Raw genomic sequence first — 19863 nt, forward strand, 5'->3', positions numbered from 1 at the left:
CTGTGATTTCGATGGCCGGCCAGAGGCCGGCACTACTGCGGTGAGGGAGCAGGCGCGCGCCGGTTGCGGGCGGCGCGCCGGAGGCGCTTACGCCGCGCGTCGAAGGGTCTCGGTCAGCGATTCGATGCTGGCGGCCTTCGGTTTGACCAGCCAGAACTTGCCGATGTAATCGCGGAACTCGTCCAGGATCTGCTGCGCCCAGATGCTGCCGGTCAGTTCGCGATGGCGGCCGATCAGGCGGTGCAGGTGCTGGCGGTAGTTCTCGAAGCCTTCGGCGGATACGCGATGGATGTCGATCAGCTCGTGGTTGTAACGGTCCACGAAGTCGCGGTCCACATCCAGCACGTAGGCCAGCCCCCCGGTGAAGCCGGCACCGAAGTTCAGGCCGACCTTGCCCAGCACCAGCACCACGCCGTCGGTCATGTACTCGCAGCAATGATCGCCGGCGCCTTCCACGACCGCGAGCGCACCGGAATTGCGGACCGCGAAGCGCTCGCCGGCACGTCCGGCGGCGAAAAGCTCGCCACCGGTGGCGCCATACAGGCAGGTGTTGCCGATGATCGCAGTGCTGCGCGCCTCGAACCGCGCGCCGCGCGGCGGACGTACCACCAGGCGGCCGCCGGCCATGCCTTTGCCGACGTAGTCGTTGGCTTCGCCCTCCACTTCCAGATGCAGGCCGCCGACATTGAAGGCGCCGAAGCTCTGTCCGGCGCTGCCACGGAAGCGAAGCTCCAGGGGGGCGTCGGCCATGCCCTGGTTGCCGTGCGCGCGCGCCACCGCGCCGGCCAGGCGGGTGCCGATGCTGCGGTCGGTGTTGTGGATCAGGAAGCGATGTTCGCCCCCCCTGCGCTGTTTGATCGCGTCCGCCAGCAGGCCATCCATCTGCGTGGCCAGGCTGTCCGGCGATTCGTACAGCCGCTGCGCCGCGCAATGGCTGCCTTCGTAGCGCGCATCTGCCAGCAGGCGCGACAGGTCCACGCGCACGCCGTCGCGCGGTGCGGCCTCGATCTGCCGCAGCAGGTCGGTGCGGCCGACGATCTCCTCCAGCGAACGCGCGCCCAGGTACGACAGCCAGCCACGCACTTCCTCGGCCAGCAGGCGGAAGAAATTCTCCACGCGCTCGGGCTGGCCGGTGAAGTGGTTCTCGCGCAGGCGTTCGTCCTGGGTGGCCACGCCGGTGGCGCAGTTGTTGAGGTGGCAGATGCGCAGGTACTTGCAGCCCAGCACGATCATCGGCGCGGTGCCGAAGCCGAAGCTGTCCGCACCCAGCAGCGCGGCCTTGACCACGTCCAGGCCGGTCTTCAGGCCACCATCGGTCTGCAGCAGGGTGCGCCCGCGCAGGTCGTTGGCCAGCAGCGCCTGGTGCGCTTCGGCCACGCCCAGTTCCCACGGCACACCGGCGTAGCGGATCGAGCTGACCGGCGAGGCACCGGTGCCGCCGTCGTGGCCGGAGATGGTGATCAGGTCCGCGCCGGCCTTGACCACGCCGGCGGCGATGGTGCCGACGCCGGCATGGCTGACCAGCTTCACCGATACCAGCGCGGTCGGGTTGACCTGCTTGAGATCGTAGATCAGCTGCGCCAGGTCCTCGATGGAGTAGATGTCGTGGTGCGGTGGCGGCGAGATCAGGCCGATGCCCGGCCGCGCGTAGCGCAGGCGGGCGATCAGCTCGTTGACCTTGTGCCCCGGCAGCTGGCCGCCTTCGCCGGGCTTGGCGCCCTGCGCGACCTTGATCTGCAGCACCTCGGCATTGACCAGATACTCGGCGGTGACACCGAAGCGACCCGACGCCACCTGCTTGATCTTGCTGCGCCGTGGGGTGCCGTAGCGGGCCGGATCTTCGCCACCTTCGCCGGAATTGCTGCGGCCGCCGAGGCGGTTCATCGCGATGGCCAGTGCCTCATGCGCTTCCGGCGACAGCGCGCCGAGGCTGATCGCGGCGGTGTCAAAGCGCGGGAACAGTTCGCTGGCCGGCGCCACCTCGTCCAGCGGCGTGGGGGTCGCCGCCGGCACCAGCTGCAGCAGGTCGCGCAACGCCGATGGCGGCCGGGCATGCACGGCATCGCAGTACTGCTGCCAGGCGCGGGCATCACCACTGCGCGCCGCGCGCTGCAGGGTGGTGACCACGTCCGGGTTGTACATGTGGTACTCGCCGCCGTGCACGTACTTCAGCAGGCCGCCGACATCGACATCCTGCTGTGCATCCCAAGCCTGCGCGCACAGTTCGCGCGCATCGGCATCCAGCCGCGCGAAACCGGCGCCGCCGATGCGCGAGGCGGTGTCGGGGAAGCACAGCGCAACCACTTCCGGCTCCAGGCCGATGATCTCGAACAGCTGCGCGCCGCGGTAGCTGGCCACGGTACAGATGCCCATCTTCGAGATGATCTTCGACAGGCCCTTGTAGACACCCTTGCGGTAGCGGCGGCCGATCTGCGACTGCTCACCGCCCTTGCTGAGCTTGAGGATGCCGCGCCGGCCGAGGTCGAACAGGGTCTGGTAGGCAAGATACGGGTACACCGCGGTGGCCCCGAAGCCGAGCAGGCAGGCCATATGGTGCGGGTCGCGCGCAGTGCCGGTCTCGACGATCAGGTTGACGTCGCAGCGCAGCCCCAGCCGCGAGAGGTGATGATGCACCGCACTGGTGGCCAGCAGGGCGTGCACCATCGGTCGCCCGGCCACCGGATAGCGGTCGGACAGCAGCAGCATCACCATGCCTTCGCGTGCGGCGCGTTCGGCCTCCGCACAGATGCGCTCGATGCCGTTGCGCAGCCCTTCTTCCTCGCTGTAGGACAGGTCGAGCAGGCGGTTGGCCTGCAGGTACTGGTCCATCTTCAGCAGCTGGCGCAGCTTGCGTTGGCTGAGTACCGGCGAGTTGAGGATGACGTGGTTCACCGTCTCCGGGCCGGCATGGAAGATGTTGGTCTCCTTGCCGAGCTGGGTGGACAGGGACATGGCGCAGTCTTCGCGCAGCGGATCGATCGGCGGATTGGTGACCTGCGCGAATGCCTGCCGGAAGTAGTCGTACAGCGGCCGGCTGCGCTGGCTCAGTACCGCCATCGGCGTGTCATCGCCCATCGAGCCGGTGGCTTCCTGCTCGGTCTCGGCCAGCGGCCGCAGCACCTGCTCCACCTCCTCGCTGCTGAGCTGGTACAGCTTGTGGTAACTGCGCAGGGTGCCCTCGTCGAAGGGCTCCTCCACCAGCGAAGGATCGATCAGTTCGGTCTGCAGGTAGGTCACGCCCTGCTGCAGCCACTGCTTGTACGGTGCGCGGCCGCGGTTGATGCGGTCCACCGCGTCCGAATCGAGCAGGTCGCCGCGCTTGAGATCGATGGCCACCATTTCACCGGGGCCGAGCTTGCCCTTGCGTACCACGCGCTCGGTCGGCACTTCCCACACGCCCGCTTCGGAGGCGACCAGGAAGTGGCGGTCGGCGGTCAGCATCCAGCGCGCCGGGCGCAGGCCGTTGCGGTCCAGCGTACACACCGCATAGCGGCTGTCGCAGGCGACGATGCCGGCCGGGCCGTCCCAGGGCTCGCTGTTGAGGCCATGGAACTCGTAGAACGCGGCCAGATCCGGATCCTTGAACTCCAGCGACTGCGTCGCCGGTGGCACCAGGATGCGCAGCGCCTGGATCAATTCCATGCCGCCGGCGACCATCAGTTCCAGCATGTTGTCCAGGCTCTGCGAGTCCGAACCATGCATGGAGATCACCGGATCGAACTCGGCGATGTCGAAGCGCGGTGTCTTCCACACCTTGCTGCGCGCCTGCGCCCAGCGACGGTTGCCCTCGATGGTGTTGATCTCGCCGTTGTGCGCGAGCAGGCGGAACGGATGCGCCAGCGGCCAGCGCGGCAGCGTGTTGGTGGAGAAGCGCTGGTGGAACACGATCGCGCTGGAGGCCAGCTCGCGCCGCTGCAGGTCCGGATAGAAGCGGCTGAGCTTGTCCGGCAGGACCATGCCCTTGTAGCTGATCGCATCCGGGGTGAGCGTGGTGACGTAGAAATCGCCATGGTCGCGCAGCTGCTGTTCGCTGCGACGGCGTGCGAGGTACAGCGCCAGGGCGAAGCCGGTGCCGTCCTGGCCGACACCGGCATCGACGAACACCTGCTCGATGCGCGGCAGCGTATCGCGCGCGAGCTGGCCGCAGACACTGTCGTCGATGGGAACCTCGCGCCAGCCCGCCACGCGGCAGCCCACCGCTTCAAGCTGCACCTGCAGCTGCGTCCGGCAGGCCTGCGCGGCGTCGGCGTCGTGCGGAAGGAACACCAGGCCCGCCGCGAAGCGGGTGGCCACGGTGATGCCCGCTTCGCCGGCCAGCAGTTTCAGGAATGCATCGGGGCGACGCAGCAGCAGCCCGCAGCCATCACCGGTGAGCCCGTCAGCGGCGACGCCACCACGATGGGTCATCCGCGAAAGCGCGGCGATGGCGGTATCCACCAGCAGGCGCGACGGCTGGTCGTCGAGCTGCGCGACCATGCCGAATCCACAGGCATCGCGCTCGGAGCGCGGGTCGTAAAGCCCTTGGCGGTTGCGGGGGGCCATCTCTACCTCGATGCGGAATGAAATGAGCGGGGACACTCAAGCCCGCCCAATCCCTGGAGCGCATCGTGAGGCCACCGGATGCCTCGAATAAAGCACAGGTTGCTGCAACGCCGCAATACACGGTTGCAGGTGCAACGGAAAGCGCCGGCGGTGATCCGCCGGCGCGGGCCGGGATCAGCCGCAGCGGACGCCGCTGACCACGTCCTTGGCGTCCACTTCGATGTTCAGGCGGTCGCCCAGGAACTCCATCGTGGTCGCGTCATTGGGGTGCAGCACGCGCACCTGCTGAGCACCGGCATCTTCCTGGGCCTGCTTGCCCAGCGCATCGGTGTAGGCCTGGCCGACCAGGCTCTGTACCTGGCTGGCGTCGCAGGTGCCCACCGGCGGTGCCTCGGTGGCCTTGCCGGCTTCATCGGCCGGTGCCTTGGCGGCTTCGGCGGCCTGCTGGGCGTGGGCCGTGGCCGAATCCTGTTCATCCAGCGCCGGCGCCTGGCAGGCGGACAAGGCCAGCACGGCCGGCAGCAGCAGGGCGGAGAGCGAACGGGCGCGAATCGGGAACGACATCATGACTCCGGAAGGGACTGTGAAAGCCGGAGCATAGCCGCGAACCCATCCTCACGTGTTTGTCTTGCGTTATTGACGCGGCCGCGTCATGTCGATCGCCACACTGCTGGCATGCCCACGTCCCCCACACCCGAGCGCGCGGCGGCGCGCGCGGCCGGCCTGCGCTACGTTGATGACACCCAACCGGGCTTCACCCGGCTGCGTGCAGGCAAAGGCTTCCGTTACCGTGATGCTGACGGCCACGCAGTGCGCGATGCGGCCACGCTGCAGCGTATCCGCGCATTGGCCATTCCCCCGGCTTACACCGCGGTATGGATCTGTGCGCATGCCAACGGCCACCTGCAGGCGACCGGCCGCGACGCGCGTGGCCGCAAGCAGTACCGGTATCACGCCGACTGGGCGAAGGTGCGCGATGCCGGCAAGTTCGATCGGATCATTGCGTTCGGCGAGGCACTGCCCACGCTGCGGCGGCGGCTGGCACGCGACCTGCGGCAGTCCGGATTTCCGCGGACCAAGGTGCTGGCCGTGGTGGTGGCGCTGCTGGCCGATACGCTGGTACGGATCGGCAATGAGACCTATGCCCGCGAGAACCGCTCGTTCGGGCTGACCACCCTGCGCAACCGCCACCTCGAGCTGCTTCGCGGCGGGCGGGTACGCATGCGGTTCCGGGGCAAGTCCGGCCAACTGCAGGAGGTGACGGTGGGCGACCGCCGCCTGGGCCAGATGGTGCGACGGTTGCAGCAGCTGCCGGGGCAGTCGTTGTTCCAGTACCGCGACGATGATGGCCAGGTGCAGCCGGTCGATTCCGGCGCAGTGAACGAGTACCTGCGCGACGTGATGGGTGAGGACTTCACCGCCAAGGATTTCCGTACCTGGGGCGGCACGGTGGCGGCGGTGCAGGCACTGGCTGCCACCGCGCTGCCCGAGCCTGCCAGCCAGCGCGCACTGGCCGCAGCACAGCGCGAGGTGGTCTGCCAGGTTGCCGCGCGTCTGGGCAACACCCCTGCGGTGTGCCGCAGGGCATATATCGATCCCTGTGTGTTCGCCGGCTGGGAGCGTGGCGAACTCACCGCGCTGGCGGGCCTGCGCGGCCCGCGGCAGTGGGAACAGGCCACGTTGCGTGTACTGCGGCGGGCGCGCCGGCTCAGCCGCAGTAGATCGCGGTGATGTTGTTGGTGCGTCCCTTCTCGATGGTCAGGCGATCACCGCCTTCGCTGGCGGGCGGAACACGCGGACCGTCGTGGCGGAGCACCTGCACGTGCAGGCTGTCGCTGTCCACGCGTGCACGTTCAACGGTGGCCGCCGACGCTGCCAGACCGACGGCGCCGCGCACCATGTCGCTGTGGCACTGGCCGGAAATCACGCCGTCGATCGGTTGAACCTGTGCGATTGGCGTGCTGCTGCATGCGGCGACGGCAAAGGTCAGTGCGGCTACGCTGAATGCGCGGATCATGATCCTGCTCCATGGTGATGAGGACGCCAGCGTGCCGCGCGCGGCGTGGTGGCGGCATGAACGGCGTGCACATGCGGGACACGGTGCATTCACCGTCGCCGACAGCGGCGATGGCCACACTGCATGTACTGGCACGCCACGGAGGTATGACATGGCCACCTGTGATGTATGCGGCAACGACTACGACAAGAGTTTCACCCTGCAGCAGGGTGGGCGCAGCGGCACGTTCGATTCGTTCGAATGCGCGATCCACGCCTTCGCGCCACGCTGTGCGCACTGCAACTGCACCGTGATCGGCCACGGCGTCGAAGGCAACGGGCAGATCTTCTGCTGTGCGCACTGCGCCGGCCATGCCGGCGTGCAGGGCGTGGCCGATCGCGCCTGAGCCCACCCGATTCCCCACACCTGAAGGAGACCGCATGGCTACGAGCAAGAAGGTTCCCGCCCGCCGCAAGGCGTCGCCCAAAGTGCGCAAGGGTACGAAGGCAGCTGCCGAGGGCAGCACTGCAGCAGCGGCCGAACGCCCCCGCGTGGTGAAGACGGCGACCCGCAAGGCCGCCGCCGGCGATCCACGTGCCGCCCGGGTTGCGGCCCGGCAGCGACGCCTGCAGGACCAGGAAAAGGCCAAGGATGCGCGTGCGGCGAAGAAGGCGACCAGGAAGAAGGCAACCCAGGCGGGCACGCGACGCCAGCCGGAGACCCTGCCCGCCCAGCACCTGGCCAAGCCGGGACATGAGCACGAACTGGACCTGGCCCCGCGCTTCCTGGCACCGGACTACGTCGGCAGCGGCAAGCTGCAGGGCATGCGCGCGATCGTCACCGGCGGCGATTCCGGGATCGGACGCGCCGTTGCCGTGCTGTTCGCGCGCGAGGGGGCGGACGTGGCGGTGCTGCACCTTGATGAGGCCGAGGATGCCGAGATCACCCGCCAGCATGTGGAGAGCGAGGGCGGACGCTGCGTGGTGATTGCGGGCGACGTGCGCGATCCGCGTTTCTGCAACAAGGCGGTGAAGCAGGTCGCCAAGGCCTTCGGGGGCGTCGACATCCTGGTCAACAACGCCGCGTTCCAGCTGCACTGCGAGCGCCTGGAGGACCTGGAGGACGAGCATCTGCAGGAGACGCTGCAGACCAATATCGGCGGCTACGTGCAGATGGCACGGGCCGTGCTGCCACACCTGGGCGAGGGCGCCAGCATCATCAACACGGGTTCGGAAACCGGCCTCTTCGGCAGCAAGGCGCTGATCGACTATTCGGCGACCAAGGGAGCGATCCACGCTTTCACCAAAGCCTTGGCCAGCCAGCTGCTGCCGCGTGGCATCCGGGTCAACTGCGTGGCCCCCGGCCCGGTGTGGACGCCGCTCAATCCTGCGGACAAGCAGGCCCCCGACGTGGCCGAGTTCGGCAAGGACAGTGACATGGGGCGCCCGGCACAGCCGGAGGAGCTGTCTCCGGCCTATGTGTTCCTGGCGTCACCGGCCTGCGCCAGCTACATCAGCGGGGTGATCCTGCCGGTGATGGGCGGCCCGCGGGGCTGACCGGGGGCGCATACAGATCGGCGATGCGCGGAATGAAGCGCTGCGGGTTGGCGCCGACCAGGTTGGTGAGCACCACCACGGCGATGCCGCGGTCAGGGTAGACGACGAAGGCCGAGCGCGCGCCACCGATGCCGGCCACCTGCCGGTCCGGCGCGCCCTGCAGTACCGGCCAGCCGGCAGACCACGGGCCCGCCCTGCCATCGGCCAGCGGCTCGGCGGCCCACATCCGTGTGCGCCCGTCCTCGTGCAGCAGTCGCCCGTCCAGCAGTGCGACCAGCCAGCGCGCGGTGTCATCGGCGGTGGTAAGGATGCCGCCGCCGGACCACAGGCTGGGCGGCACGTCGTAGAACCAGTGCGACAGCCGGGGCGGCGTATCGGCGGCTTCGGTCGCGCGCGGGGCCAGGCTGTACATCGTGGCGGCGTCGGGGATCAGGTCGTAACTGTCGCCGAAGGTGGTGCGTTCCATGCCAGCGGCGCCGAACTGCCGGCTGGCCAGGAAGCGGTCGTAGGGCATGCCCGACTGCCGCGCGATGATCCGCGCCAGGAGCAGATAGTTGGTCTGGTTGTAGGCGAAACGTTGGCCAGGTGCTGCATCCATCGGCTGTGCGGTCACGGCCTGCCAGGCCTGTGCCTCGGTGCCTCCGCCCAGCAGCCCGCGCGCGTCAAGGATGTCCGGCAGGCCGGAGGTGTGGGCCAGCAGCTGACGTACGCGCACGGTCTGCCAGGCGGCCGGAAGTGCATCCAGATAGCGCGACAGCGGTGCATCCAGATCCAGCCGGCCCTGCTGTGCCAGCTGTGCGGCGGCGACGCCGGTAAAGGCCTTGGTGGCGGAGTTCAACGGGAATCGCGTGCTGCGTGTGGCGGGCGCGCCGTTTTCCACGTTGGCCAGGCCGAACGCTTCGGACAGCACGACCTGGCCGTCCTTGACCACTGCGATCTGCAGGCCTGGAATGCGCTCGTCCTGCAATGTCTGGCGGATCAGGCGGCGAGCCTGTTCGTTCGCCGGCTCCGGGCTGGCTGACGCCGGCGAGAGGGGCAGAGCAGCAAGCAGCAGGAGCAGAAGGCGGAGCGATGGGCGGAACATGGGTTATTCCCGGCGGGATGTGCGGATGGGATGCAGCAGGCAGCAGGAGGGTTTAGATGCTGCCGTTGCGACTTTCCGGGAGGGAGGACATTCCAGCGGAGCCGGCAGTCCACCCTGACTGCGTTGATGCCGATACTGACAGCGAACGGAGGATGCCTGCTGCCGGACTTGCTACAGTCTGTCCGCTGCACGCAACGCAGACCCATGCCCAGGAGGAAGGGCGGCGATGTCCGAACCGTACTCGGCTTTTCTCAGATTGAGCATGTCACGCGCAGATCTTGCGCGGTGGCTTGCGGCAGCACCGCCGGACGTGTCCCGCTGGTCGGACTGGCGCTCCATCGGCGGGCAGTGGAGTCTTCCCGGAGGCGGGGATCTTTCCGACCCGGATGCGCCGGGTCTGCAGACGCTCATTTCAGACTGCAACGCGATGTTGGCGCGCCATCGGGACAACCGCGCGGCACTGGAGTTCGTGCTGGGATCGGCAGAGGCGGAGAACATCAGGATTGCGGCCTATGACCGCAACGGAAGAGACTTCGTTGCCGGGTCGTTGACCTATTCGGAGAGTCTCTACGACATCCTGTTCTTTCTGGCTATGGGGCGCAGTGCAGCCGAGTTCCTGACCACGGACGACGCCGGCCTGGTCGTTGTCCACGACTATCTGTGGGGCGAGGACGGCGGACGGAGAACGGTCGCCGCGCTTGGCCTCGCTGGAAACGGATACTCCGCATTCCTGGGGCCCGACGCCTCCGCTGCCGCCGCCCGCGAGTTCGACGAACGGGTCGAGGCGATGCTGGATGGACAGGACGATCCGGACTTCTTCCCGCGCGATCAGCTGCAGGATCTGCGGGACTGATCCCGCGCATCAGCTATTGTTGAAGGGCACATAGGGTGTAAACGGCCTGGAAGGATCGAAGTCCTTCTGGCCAGGGTACAGAAGGCAATAGAGCCTGCCTTCATGCACGACTGCCAACGGGTAACAGGCATCCTGCCTGCTCATTCCGCCTGCGCCGCATTCCTGGAGGCCTTCCAGCAGCTCCATGGCGGTGCACTTTCCGGCCTTGCAGTCATGTTCCCGGATCGCGCTGAAGCCCTTTGAATAGAAGATCCGCGGTGCCCGATAGCCCTGCAGCGGTTGCAGGTGCTTGGCCAGGGCGGCGTAGGCCCTGTCCACTTCCTCCCGCTCACCCAGGTTGAACGTGGAAGGCGAGTCCGATGTGAACCTGAACTTCGCAGGGTCCGTCTCGCACTCCCACGCATGTGAGGCGGGAATGTGCAGCACAAGCAATGCGAACGCACTGATCAAGGATCGGGGCATCATCACTCCTGGGCAGGTCTGCTGTTGCTCGATGGAGCCGCATGGGAACACGGGAAAGAGTGAACCAGCGCTTCCCGTGTCAGCGTCGATGCGTCTTCCTCGAGGCGGGCGCGCGGAAGCGCCTTCAGGTGGCTGTACACGCGATCCACAAGCTCATGGGGCAGGACCGTGGCTCGTCCACACCATTGCCCGGCGCTGCCGTCGGCGACTGCCGCGATGTAACCCTGGGCCCAGGACACCGCGCGAGCGCGGCACAGTGCGTCGCTGCACTCACGCCCCTCCTCGTTGCCTGTGATTCGCTCCAGCAGTGCGCGGCCACTGGAAAGTGCATTGCCTGCGTCTGCAGCATGCGCGGGCAGAGCGGCGGACAGGCACGCCGCAAGGAAGGAGGCTGTTGAAGGCCGCCGCAGCCAGCGGCCAACCGGAGTACGCATGCATGCGATTCCTGAAGATGGAGAAGAGAAGGCTCGTCGCCAGGGCCAACTCTATCGGATCGGCCTGCCCGACCGGGATGCACGCGCCCGGCGGAAGGGGGCGCCAGGAAACGCCGTGCACGGAGAGGAGACGGGGATGCTGCGCTTGCCCCCTACCGTTCGTCGGCCCATGACTTCCGGGGGGTTGACTACAGGTGTCGTCACGCCGACAGTGACGACACGTGTAGTCAAGGGAGCCTGTCATGCGCGGCAAAACCATCGGAGACCAGGAGCTGGCCCTGCTGCAGTACATCGATGAACATGCGCCGGCCAGTGTCGGCGAGGTCGCCAGCGGCTATGGCGAGGCGCGCGGGCTGGCCCGTTCCACCGTGCTGACGATGATGGAGCGGCTGCGCACCAAGGGGTACCTGCAGCGACGGCAGCACGAAGGCCTGTACCGCTACCAGGCCACCCGTGGCCCTGACAGCGTGCTGCAGGGTGCGGTGGCCCAGTTCGTCGACAACACGCTGCAGGGCTCGGTGTCGCCGTTCGTGGCCTATCTTTCGCAGCGCCAGCAGGTCAGCGACAACGAGCTGGCCGAGCTGGAAGCGCTGGTCGCCCAACTCCAATCGCGTCGCCACGAGGGCTGAGTCATGGACACCACGATGCTGATCCCGATGCTGGAACGGCTGGGCTGGACCAGCCTGCAGACCGTGCTGCTGGTGGCGCTGGTGTATGCCGTGTGCCGGCTGATGCCGTCGCTGTCGGCCGCCACGCGTTGTCGGTTGTGGTGGCTGGTTTCGTTGCAGGCCGTGCTCGGCCTGGTGTGGAGCCAGCCGGTGCAGCTGCCCTGGTTGCCCGCGTCGCCGTCGGTGGCGATGACCGCTACCGATATCGCCGCCGATGTGGTCTATCCGCTGTCTGCGGAAGGCTCCGCGCAGCTGCTGGCCACGATGCCGGTGGAGGTCGTGGCGACGCCCGCAACAGCGTGGTGGGCGCTTGCACTGGCCGCGCTGTGGGCCTCCGGTGTGCTGCTGATGGCCTGGCGCACCCTGGCGGAGTGGCGGCGTTGCCGCGCGCTGCTGGCCGCCGCGTATCCCTGCGAGGACGCGGCGCTGGTGCAGGCGCTGCACCTGGCCGCCGACGCGCATGGACTTCGCCGCCCGCCGCGCCTGTGGATGAGCGCACAGATCGATGCGCCGCAGCTGGTCGGGCCGCTGCGCCCGGTGCTGCTGCTGCCGGCCGGCGCCACTGCACTGCAGGGCGACGCGCTGGACCTGGCATTGACCCATGAACTGCAGCACCTGCAGCGCCGTGACCTGCAGTGGGGATTGTTGCCGGCACTGGCGCAGCACCTGTTCTTCTTCCACCCGCTGCTGCGGCTGTCGGTGCGTGAGTACGCCCAGGCCCGGGAAGAAGCGGTGGATGAGGCGGTGGTGGGCCAGCATGGGGCCAGTCGCCACGCGTACGGGCGTCTGCTGCTGCAGCTGGGCGTTGCACCGCAGCCGCACCTGGGCGTGGCCAGTGCCGCGCCGGACACGACCAGCCTCAAGCGCCGGCTGCTTTCGCTGCAGCCGCGCAAGGCCTGCCCGCGCGTGCTCGCGGTTGCCCTGACGGCCGTGGTGCTGGTGGTGGGTGTGGCACCCATGCGACTGGTCGCAGCGCCGGTGCCGCCGGCGCCTCCCGCACCGCCGGCGGCGCCGAAGCCCCTGTCGCCGCCGCCGGCTCCGAAGGCACCGCCGGCGCCGGCAGCGTCGGCGCGCCTGCCGGCCGTGCCGGTTCCCCCCGCGCCGCCGGCTGACGTGACCGGGCCGGACGATGTGACCGGACCCGATGATGCCGATGTGGGGGCCTTCGACGATGCGACCGACGTGGACGAGGACCATGACGGCATGACCTCTACCGGCACCTCCATCACCACCTACGGGACGTTGGATCTGGGCGAGTCGCCGCGCCAGGCCTATGTGCTGGTGGATGGGGATTCGACCTTCGCCAATGGCGGCATCGATGACGTGGCGCAGGCCCGCAGGCAGCTCGGCAAGGGACCGGCACTGTGGTTCCGCCAGGGTGACAAGCGCTACGTGGTGCGTGATCCGATGCTGGTGCAGTCACTGCAACGTGCCTATGCCGGCGCGGCGGAACTGGGCCGTCAGCAGGGCGAACTGGGACGCCAGCAGAGCGTGCTGGGTCGCCAGCAGGGCGAGTTCGGCCGCCGGCAGGGCGAACTGGGCCGGTTGCAGAGCGAACATGCACGCCAGATCGCGCAGGATGCGATGCGCACTGCGCGCAGTGCGATGGCTGCCCATGACATCAATCGTGAAGCGGCGGCCGAAGCGGCCAGGGCCGCGCGTGACTCGGTCGACGATGCAGCGCTCGCGCGGCAGGCCGCCGCTGAAGCGCGGCGCGCCCTTCAGGCTGCTCGTGATGACGAACGCCAGTCGGGGCGGAGCAGCGAGATGGGTCGGCTGGCCGGAGAGCAGGCCGCGCTGGCCAGCCGCCAGGCGGCGCTGGGCAGCCAGCAGGCCGCGCTCGGCGAACGCCAGGCACGCCTGCACGAGCAGGCCTCGCGACAGGCGCAGCAGGTGATCGCCCGTGCGCTGGCCAATGGCAAGGCCCAGCAGCTGTGAAGCGGCGGTAGCGCCGGGCCATGCCCGGCGTGCCCAGCGCCGTGCATGCGGATGGAAACCGCCGGGCCATGCCCGGTGTTAGCGGCTCAACCGCAGTTGGCGCGCACGATCCGGTTCTGCGCGTCGACCTCGATGGTGACCCGGTCCTCGCGGAAATCCATGGTCACCGCCATGCCGGGCTTCACCACCCGCGCCGTGCGTGCACCACTGGCTTCAACCACCTGCTTCACCGTGGCCTCGTCGGCGGTCCTGCCTGCCAGCCCCTCCAGCTTTTCCGGGTTGCATCGCTGCGGGCTTCCTGCGACATGCGGAGGCGGGGCGGCAGAATCGCTGCTGCTGCCACTGCCTGCACTGCCGCCCGCATGGCTGCAGGCGGCCAGCGGCAGGGTACAACCGAGCATCAACCAGAGACTGGAACGCATCGCGGATCCTCCACGCATCAGGAGCCGACAGTCTCATCGATCGGGGCTTCAGGGGGCGTCAATACCCGTTCGGCGAGCTGTTCGATGCGGCCCAGCAGCTGCGCCAGCACGGCATCGTCGTAGGGCAGCCAGCGGCGTGGCCGCGCCGGCAGGTCCGGCAGGGCCAGCGTCTGCCCGGCAAGGCTGGCGCGGGCGGTGGCCAGGTGCAGCCTGTAGTGGCCGACCTGCACATGGCGGCGCTGGAAGGTCATCAGGTCACGCTGCGGATGAGCGGCCAGCAGATGCTCCAGGGTGCGCCCGCGCAAGCGGACCATGCGGGCCGGCGGCAGTGGCATGCCCTCGCCACCGCATGCGCAGGTACTGGCCAGCAGGTCGAGTTCGCGCAGCAGTTCGGACGCCACCACTGCGGGCAGCTCGCGCGCCTGTACCGGTTGCCACGCGTCGCGATGCTGCCGCTGGAACTGGACGCGGCCGCTGCGGATCTCGCCGGCAAGGCCATGCGACAGCGGTGCTGACAGCTGCCAGCCGATCCGCCACGGGCCTTTGGCCAACATCAGCTGGCCGCTGTCATCGCCGTGCCAGCCTTGCCGACGGGCCAGCCCGGCCAAGGTCGCCACCGACAGCGTCAGCCCATTGAATGCAGCGGTATCGGCGGGTTCGCCGCGGGCGTCCAGATAGTGTTCGCGGAACACCTGGCGAAGCGGTTGCCGGCAGCGCTGCTCGATCAGCCGCGCGCGCCAGGCGGCGCGCAGATGGGGTTGGCTGCGGGCGGGATGCCACAGGCGCAGACGGTTGCGGCCCTGCAACGCGACCACGATGCCATGCGCATCGGCGAACGTCTCTGCGCCGTCCACCGGCATCGCATCGATCCAGTGCCCGCGCGCATCGGCGAGCTGCCAGACCAGGCCCTGCAGCAGGGTGGCCAATGCCGGTTGCCGGCACGCGTCGCGCCAGTCCTGCAGTGCCCACTCGCCGCCCAGCACGAACGTGGCCTCCAGGGCACGGGCCAGGCTGGCCAGTGAGCGCCTGCCGGCGGCAATGACCGGCAGGCGCAGCAGCAGTTGCGGGCGCTGTGCGAGGCGGCGTTCGGCGGCGGCCAGATGGCGGTCCAGCTTCCGCGCGATACCGGCATGGCGCACCTGCGACCGCGCCAGCGCCAGCGCGGCGATGGCCTCGGGGGTGGGCATCGCATTGACCGCCTTGGCCAGCGCCACAGCCACCGATTGCGAGGGCAGGGTCCGGGCGGCGGTCGGGGCAACGCACACCGGTGGCAGCACCTGCGCCAGCAAGGGCCGCAGCCAGGGCGCATCGCATTCCAGTGCCGCGCGCGTGGCACGCCAGAGCACACCGGCTTCGGCGATGCTGAAGGCACGGTCAGCGATGTAGGGCGCCTGGCCACTGTGGATCGCCTGCAGGCGCTGCGCTGCCTGCTGCAATGCGTGCTCGGCGAACTGCAGGTAGGTGTCGTGTTCGCTCAGTGGCTGCAGATCGGCGGGTGCCGGATCGATGTCGGCCTCGGTGGGGTACAGCTCGGCGATGCGGGCATGGCGCAACAGGTCCTGCAACGGCCAGTGCGCCACCAGGCGCAGTTCATCACGCAGCAGCGGGTGCGCGCTGCAGCCGTCCAGCAGCGAGGCCAGCGTTCCGCTGCCATCGGCACCGGCACAGCGCGCCAATGCCAGCAGCGCCAGTGCATCGCTGCCGGCTTCGACGCTTGCCCCGGCGTGCAGCCCGCAGTGCTGCAGCAATGCCAGCGCGGGCGCCTGCAGCCGCTCGTGGCCGGGCTCGGTGCAGCGCGCAAGCAGGGCCACGCCATCGACCGGACGAAGCGCGCCCGACCGTGTACCGGTGCTGCGCCGGGACAAGCGCAGCAGTGCAGCGGCGCAGATCGCAACGGTAAGACGGGGCTGCCGCTGCGCGTCGGCGTCGAGAATGCGGTGCGCCCACTGGCGCGCGCTATCCGTGAGCGGCAGCCCGTCGCACCCCAGGGCCATCGGCAGCAGGCTGGCCAGTTGCCCGTCATCCAGCCGGGCCAGCAGCGCCGCCTGGTCCTCGCCATGGAATCCGGCCAGCGTGCTGGACGCCTCCGTGCCGGCCAGCAGGGCAGCAAGGGAGCGCAGCTGGGGGCCCGGGACCTGGGTGCTCATGGAACCTCCGTGTCGTGAGCCGCGCCAGTCTCCGGCGGGGCCGCCTGGGGGTCCAGCGGCAGGGCATCATTCTGCCAACCCCATCGCATTCAGTCATAAAGTGACACCGCCCGCGAACGCGCAGGACCCGGCTCAGGCCATGCCGGGCGGCGCCTGCAGGGCGAGCAGTTCGCGCTCCTGTGCTTCCTCGCGGACCAGCCGCTGCAGCAGCAGGGCCAGGGTCACCACGTCCTGGTGATTGTGATCGGCCACCCGGCGCAGGTTCACCGCGTCACCGCCGCGCAGGAACCGCAGCCACGCGCCCGGTGCCTCCGATCCCGGCAGATCGTCTTCGCGGATCACGCGCAGCAGCTGGCGCTCGATGGTGGACAGCCTGCAGTTCTCCCAGGTGCCACGATAGCGGCGGCGGGTCGGATACAGCAGGTCGACATGGTCCAGGGCACTGATCGGGTCGCGCTGGCGCGCCAGCCGGTAGCGCGCCTTCAGCAGGGGCGCATCGTAGCTGCGGCCGTTGTAGCTGCAGAACACCGTGGAGGGCTGCAGCCAGCCGGCGAAGGTGGCCAGCATCGCCTCTTCGGCAGCCATCGTCGATATCAGCAGCTGGCGGATGCGCAGGCCTTCGCCGCGCTGCGGGCAGGTGTACCAGTCGGCAGCACCGATCATGAAGGCGCGGGTACCGGTGCCGCCGGCCAGCCCGGTGGTCTCGGTATCGAAGAACAGCAGGTCGTGCGCGGCCACGTGCTCGTTCTCGCGCCGGGCGAACGCCAGCGACAGGGGAACCTTCGGAACCGGCTGCGGCTGCAGGGATTCGATCAGGAACAGGCCTGGCGCGATCTCCTCGCCGGGCAGCCGCCGGTCCTGTGCGGTCGCGTGCAGGGGCGCTGCGCTGCCGCGTGTGCGCAATCCCAGCAGGCGATGCAGGCTGCCGACGTGGGGCTGCCGCAACGGTGGCGTGGTGGGGGCGGGTGTCATGACGGCCGGGCCGGTCGGCTTGTGGCGGATCTCCTGTTCAACCCAGGCGAATACCGAGCGTTCGGCCGGTGGCTGCCGTGCATCATTGGCCGCTGCCGGGACGACCGCTGCGGGCGCCGCCGCCGTGACAGCCGGCGGCCCGGCCTTCGGGTCGCCCGCCTGCTTCCGCAGCAGACGCAGCTTGTCCAGGCTCAGGCTCACGGTGCCAGCAGCTCCACGGCGCCACGGGTGGCGGGCACCGCATCGGGCACGTGCTGGCAGGCGTCGGCATCGAACAGGTCCAGCACGCGCAATGCCAGTGCGCGCGGCGAGGTCTCGTCCTCCTCCTGCGCCGCCAGTACCGGGCCGACGCAGGCCGGACAGCCCGCCGTGCAGTCGCAGCGCTGCACGAGTTCGCGCGCGCGCTGCACCAGCTCCGCCTGGCGCTGCCACAGGGGTTCGCTCAGGCCGACGCCGCCCGGGAAGTTGTCGTACAGGTACACGGTCGGCACGAACACCTGCAGCAGCTCGACCGCGCCCGGATCGCCATCGCTGCCGCGCAGCTGGCCGCGGCCGCTCTGGTCGGCGACCGCGAACCATGCACCGTCGCCATTGCCGACCGACTTCTGCAGATCGCGTGCGTCGGCCATCACCGCCACCGTAGCGACGATGTGCAGCGCGTAGGCGGCACCCAGGAAGCCATCCAGCGCGTCCTGCCGGCTGGCGAACGCACGCAGCAGCAGCGCCTGCGGGAGCTGCCACCACACTGCGGTGGTGTGCAGTTCCTGGTCGGGCAGGTTGACCGGGCCGTAGCCGATGTTCTCGTGGGTGTAGTACCGGATCTTCTTGTAGCCGGCCACGCGGCGCACCACGTGCACCTCGCCGTGGTGCGAATCGCCGCGCCCGGCCACGCCGCCGTCGAAACGATCCAGCACCTTGAGCTTGGTGAAGTCGATGCTGTCGGTGTAGTAGTCCACGTGGGTGCGGGTGACGTAGGCCTTGCGCCCCTCCCAGTCCAGCGTCTCCACCTGGTACGGCGTGGACTGCACCATGTGGATGGCGCCCTCGTACAGGGTCAGCGCGGCGGCGGAGTAATCGACCTCGGCGATGATCTGCTGGCGGCCGTCGCTGCGGTCGACCACCACGAAGTTGCCGTCGGCCACCGCGCGCAGGCTCACCGCGTTGGCCGGATAGCTGTCGGCGATCCACTCCCAGCGCTCGCCTTCGCGATGGACCACGTCGGTCTCGGCCAGGGCTTCCAGGAACACTTCCGGATCGATCGGGCCGAAGCCATCGCCGACCCGGAACGGCAGCTCGAAGGCCGCGCAGCGGATGTGGTCGAACAGGATCAGTGGCTGGTCCGGGGCGATGCGCGCATGTTCGGGCGAGGCTTCGGCGAAGAAGTCCGGATGGCGTACCACGTACTGGTCCAGTGGCTGCGAACTGGCCACCATCACGCCCAGCGCGGGCTGCTGGCGGCGTCCAGCGCGGCCGAAACGCTGCCAGGTGGCGGCCACGCTGCCCGGATAGCCGTTGAGGATCACCACGTCCAGGCTGCCGATATCCACGCCCAGCTCCAGCGCCGAGGTGCTGACGATGCCATCGATGCTGCCCGCGCGCATGGCGCGTTCGGTCTCGCGACGCTCGGTGGGCAGGTAACCGCCGCGATAGGCGCGGATGCGCGGTGGCTTGCGCGGATCGTGGTCGAAGATGTCCTTCAGGTACTTGGTGAGCACTTCGACCATCAGCCGCGTCTGCGCGAACACCAGGGTCTTGAGGCCGGACTTGATCGCGATGCGGGCGATGCGGTTGCTCTGCGAACGCGCCGATGCACGCAGGCCCAGGTCCGGGTTGACGACCGGCGGGTTCCACAGCAGCACCTGCTTCGGTCCGCTGGGCGCACCGGATTCGGTGATGGCGGTGACCGGAGCTTCGATCAGGGCCTCGGCATGTGCCTGCGGATTGCCGATGGTGGCCGAGCACAGGATGAACTGGGGTTGCACGCCATAGAACGCACAGATGCGCTTGAGCCGGCGCAGTACGTTGGTGACATGGCTGCCGAACACGCCGCGGTAGGTATGCACTTCGTCGATGACGATGTAGCGCAGGTTCTCGAAGAACTGCGCCCACTTGGTGTGATGCGGCAGGATCGCCTGGTGCAGCATGTCGGGATTGGATACCACGATGTCGCCATGCAGGCGGATCGCCTGCCGTGCGTCCCCGGGCGTGTCGCCATCGAAGGTGAACGCCTTCACCCCGAGATCGCCGGCGCGGTTGAGCTCCAGCAGTTCGGCCACCTGGTCCTGCGCCAGCGCCTTGGTGGGGAACAGGTACAGCGCCTTGGCGTTGTCCTGCATGGCCGCACTGACCACCGGCAGGGTGTAGCACAGCGACTTGCCGCTGGCGGTCGGGGTGACGATGGCCACATGCTCGCCGCGCTGGCTGGCCTCCCAGGCCTCGGCCTGGTGGCTGTACAGCTGTTCGATGCCACGTGCCTTCAATGCGGCGGCAAGGGCCGGCGGTACCGATTCCGGAATGGGCGCATATCGGCCCTCGCGGCCGGGGATGGCAAAGCTGCCGGTGATGCGGTCGTGGTAGCGGCGCTGCAGGCGCGCGCTGAGCAGGGCACCGTCGCGGGCGGGCAGACCGTCGCGGGTCGCGAGTTGCTGCTCCGCGTCGGCGGTGCGCTTGGCGAGTTCGTAGGCCATGGGTGCACGGATTCCAGGGGGGCACATGGCACCACAGATGGGTCTCAGGATGTGAGACCCCGCAGCGGGACGGAGTGAACCGTTCAGTGCGCGGGCGGCAGC

Annotated in this window: 16 protein-coding genes; 6 read left to right on the forward strand and 10 right to left on the reverse strand. The window is 68.9% G+C overall.

Features of this window, described 5'->3' with window-relative positions:
* Positions 1-87 precede the first annotated feature (87 nt).
* Positions 88-4542 (reverse strand): glutamate synthase large subunit, encoded by a 4455-nt coding sequence (gene gltB / locus ABE543_RS08655; protein WP_346475587.1) that lies wholly within the window; start codon positions 4540-4542, stop codon positions 88-90.
* A 174-nt stretch (positions 4543-4716) separates the two neighbouring features.
* Complete coding sequence (locus ABE543_RS08660; RefSeq protein ID WP_053515984.1) at positions 4717-5106, reverse strand: I78 family peptidase inhibitor; 390 nt, start codon at positions 5104-5106, stop codon at positions 4717-4719.
* A 111-nt stretch (positions 5107-5217) separates the two neighbouring features.
* On the opposite strand from ABE543_RS08660, the gene ABE543_RS08665 reads away from it, so the two are divergent.
* Positions 5218-6273 (forward strand): DNA topoisomerase IB, encoded by a 1056-nt coding sequence (locus ABE543_RS08665; protein ID WP_128987664.1) that lies wholly within the window; start codon positions 5218-5220, stop codon positions 6271-6273.
* On the opposite strand, the gene ABE543_RS08670 is transcribed toward ABE543_RS08665, so the two are convergent.
* Positions 6251-6559, reverse strand: coding sequence for a hypothetical protein (locus ABE543_RS08670; protein ID WP_128987665.1), 309 nt, complete (start codon positions 6557-6559; stop codon positions 6251-6253). The two genes, ABE543_RS08665 and ABE543_RS08670, sit on opposite strands and share 23 nt — an antisense overlap.
* 151 nt (positions 6560-6710) lie before the next feature.
* Between ABE543_RS08670 and ABE543_RS08675 the strand changes: the two genes are divergently transcribed.
* Both ABE543_RS08675 and ABE543_RS08680 read left to right on the forward strand, forming a co-directional pair.
* Complete coding sequence (locus ABE543_RS08675) at positions 6711-6944, forward strand: hypothetical protein (RefSeq protein WP_053516095.1); 234 nt, start codon at positions 6711-6713, stop codon at positions 6942-6944.
* 34 nt (positions 6945-6978) lie between these two features.
* Positions 6979-8094 (forward strand): SDR family oxidoreductase, encoded by a 1116-nt coding sequence (locus ABE543_RS08680; protein ID WP_065174111.1) that lies wholly within the window; start codon positions 6979-6981, stop codon positions 8092-8094.
* Here ABE543_RS08680 and ABE543_RS08685 read toward each other — a convergent pair.
* On the reverse strand, positions 8051-9148 hold the full coding sequence (locus ABE543_RS08685) for a serine hydrolase domain-containing protein (protein WP_346475595.1): 1098 nt from the start codon (positions 9146-9148) through the stop codon (positions 8051-8053). The genes ABE543_RS08680 and ABE543_RS08685 overlap by 44 nt on opposite strands.
* A gap of 256 nt (positions 9149-9404) precedes the next feature.
* On the opposite strand from ABE543_RS08685, the gene ABE543_RS08690 reads away from it, so the two are divergent.
* Positions 9405-10031: a hypothetical protein gene (locus tag ABE543_RS08690; RefSeq protein WP_346475588.1), complete on the forward strand. Its 627-nt coding sequence runs from the start codon at positions 9405-9407 to the stop codon at positions 10029-10031.
* Positions 10032-10040: 9 nt separating this feature from the next.
* Here ABE543_RS08690 and ABE543_RS08695 read toward each other — a convergent pair whose 3' ends face one another.
* Complete coding sequence (locus ABE543_RS08695; protein ID WP_346475589.1) at positions 10041-10481, reverse strand: hypothetical protein; 441 nt, start codon at positions 10479-10481, stop codon at positions 10041-10043.
* Between the two features lie 14 nt (positions 10482-10495).
* Complete coding sequence (locus ABE543_RS08700) at positions 10496-10927, reverse strand: Rap1a/Tai family immunity protein (RefSeq protein WP_181452147.1); 432 nt, start codon at positions 10925-10927, stop codon at positions 10496-10498.
* Between the two features lie 242 nt (positions 10928-11169).
* Here ABE543_RS08700 and ABE543_RS08705 point away from each other — a divergent pair, with 242 nt between their 5' ends.
* Both ABE543_RS08705 and ABE543_RS08710 read left to right on the forward strand, forming a co-directional pair.
* Entirely contained in the window at positions 11170-11556 is a 387-nt protein-coding gene (locus ABE543_RS08705) for a BlaI/MecI/CopY family transcriptional regulator (protein WP_053515971.1), read from the forward strand.
* Between the two features lie 3 nt (positions 11557-11559).
* Complete coding sequence (locus ABE543_RS08710) at positions 11560-13533, forward strand: M56 family metallopeptidase (protein WP_346475590.1); 1974 nt, start codon at positions 11560-11562, stop codon at positions 13531-13533.
* A gap of 86 nt (positions 13534-13619) precedes the next feature.
* Here the strand turns inward: ABE543_RS08710 and ABE543_RS08715 are convergent, their stop codons facing one another.
* From ABE543_RS08715 to ABE543_RS08730, 4 genes are all read right to left on the reverse strand, one after another.
* The gene (locus ABE543_RS08715; protein WP_312555394.1) at positions 13620-13955 is read right to left on the reverse strand and encodes an I78 family peptidase inhibitor; all 336 of its coding nucleotides are present in this window, start codon (positions 13953-13955) and stop codon (positions 13620-13622) included.
* 17 nt (positions 13956-13972) lie between these two features.
* Positions 13973-16102 carry a DUF4132 domain-containing protein gene (locus tag ABE543_RS08720; RefSeq protein WP_346475591.1) on the reverse strand — a complete coding sequence of 710 codons (2130 nt, stop codon included), beginning with the start codon at positions 16100-16102 and terminating at the stop codon, positions 13973-13975.
* 132 nt (positions 16103-16234) lie between these two features.
* Positions 16235-17275, reverse strand: a complete 1041-nt coding sequence (locus ABE543_RS08725; protein WP_065174118.1) for a ribonuclease H-like domain-containing protein — start codon at positions 17273-17275, stop codon at positions 16235-16237.
* Entirely contained in the window at positions 17272-19761 is a 2490-nt protein-coding gene (locus ABE543_RS08730) for a DEAD/DEAH box helicase (protein WP_065174119.1), read from the reverse strand. Before ABE543_RS08730 ends, ABE543_RS08725 begins: the two co-directional genes overlap by 4 nt.
* Between the last annotated feature and the right edge of the window lie 102 nt (positions 19762-19863).

The sequence above is a fragment of the Stenotrophomonas sp. TWI169 genome (assembly GCF_039674705.1).
In the GTDB taxonomy this organism is placed as follows: Bacteria; Pseudomonadota; Gammaproteobacteria; order Xanthomonadales; family Xanthomonadaceae; genus Stenotrophomonas; species Stenotrophomonas maltophilia_P.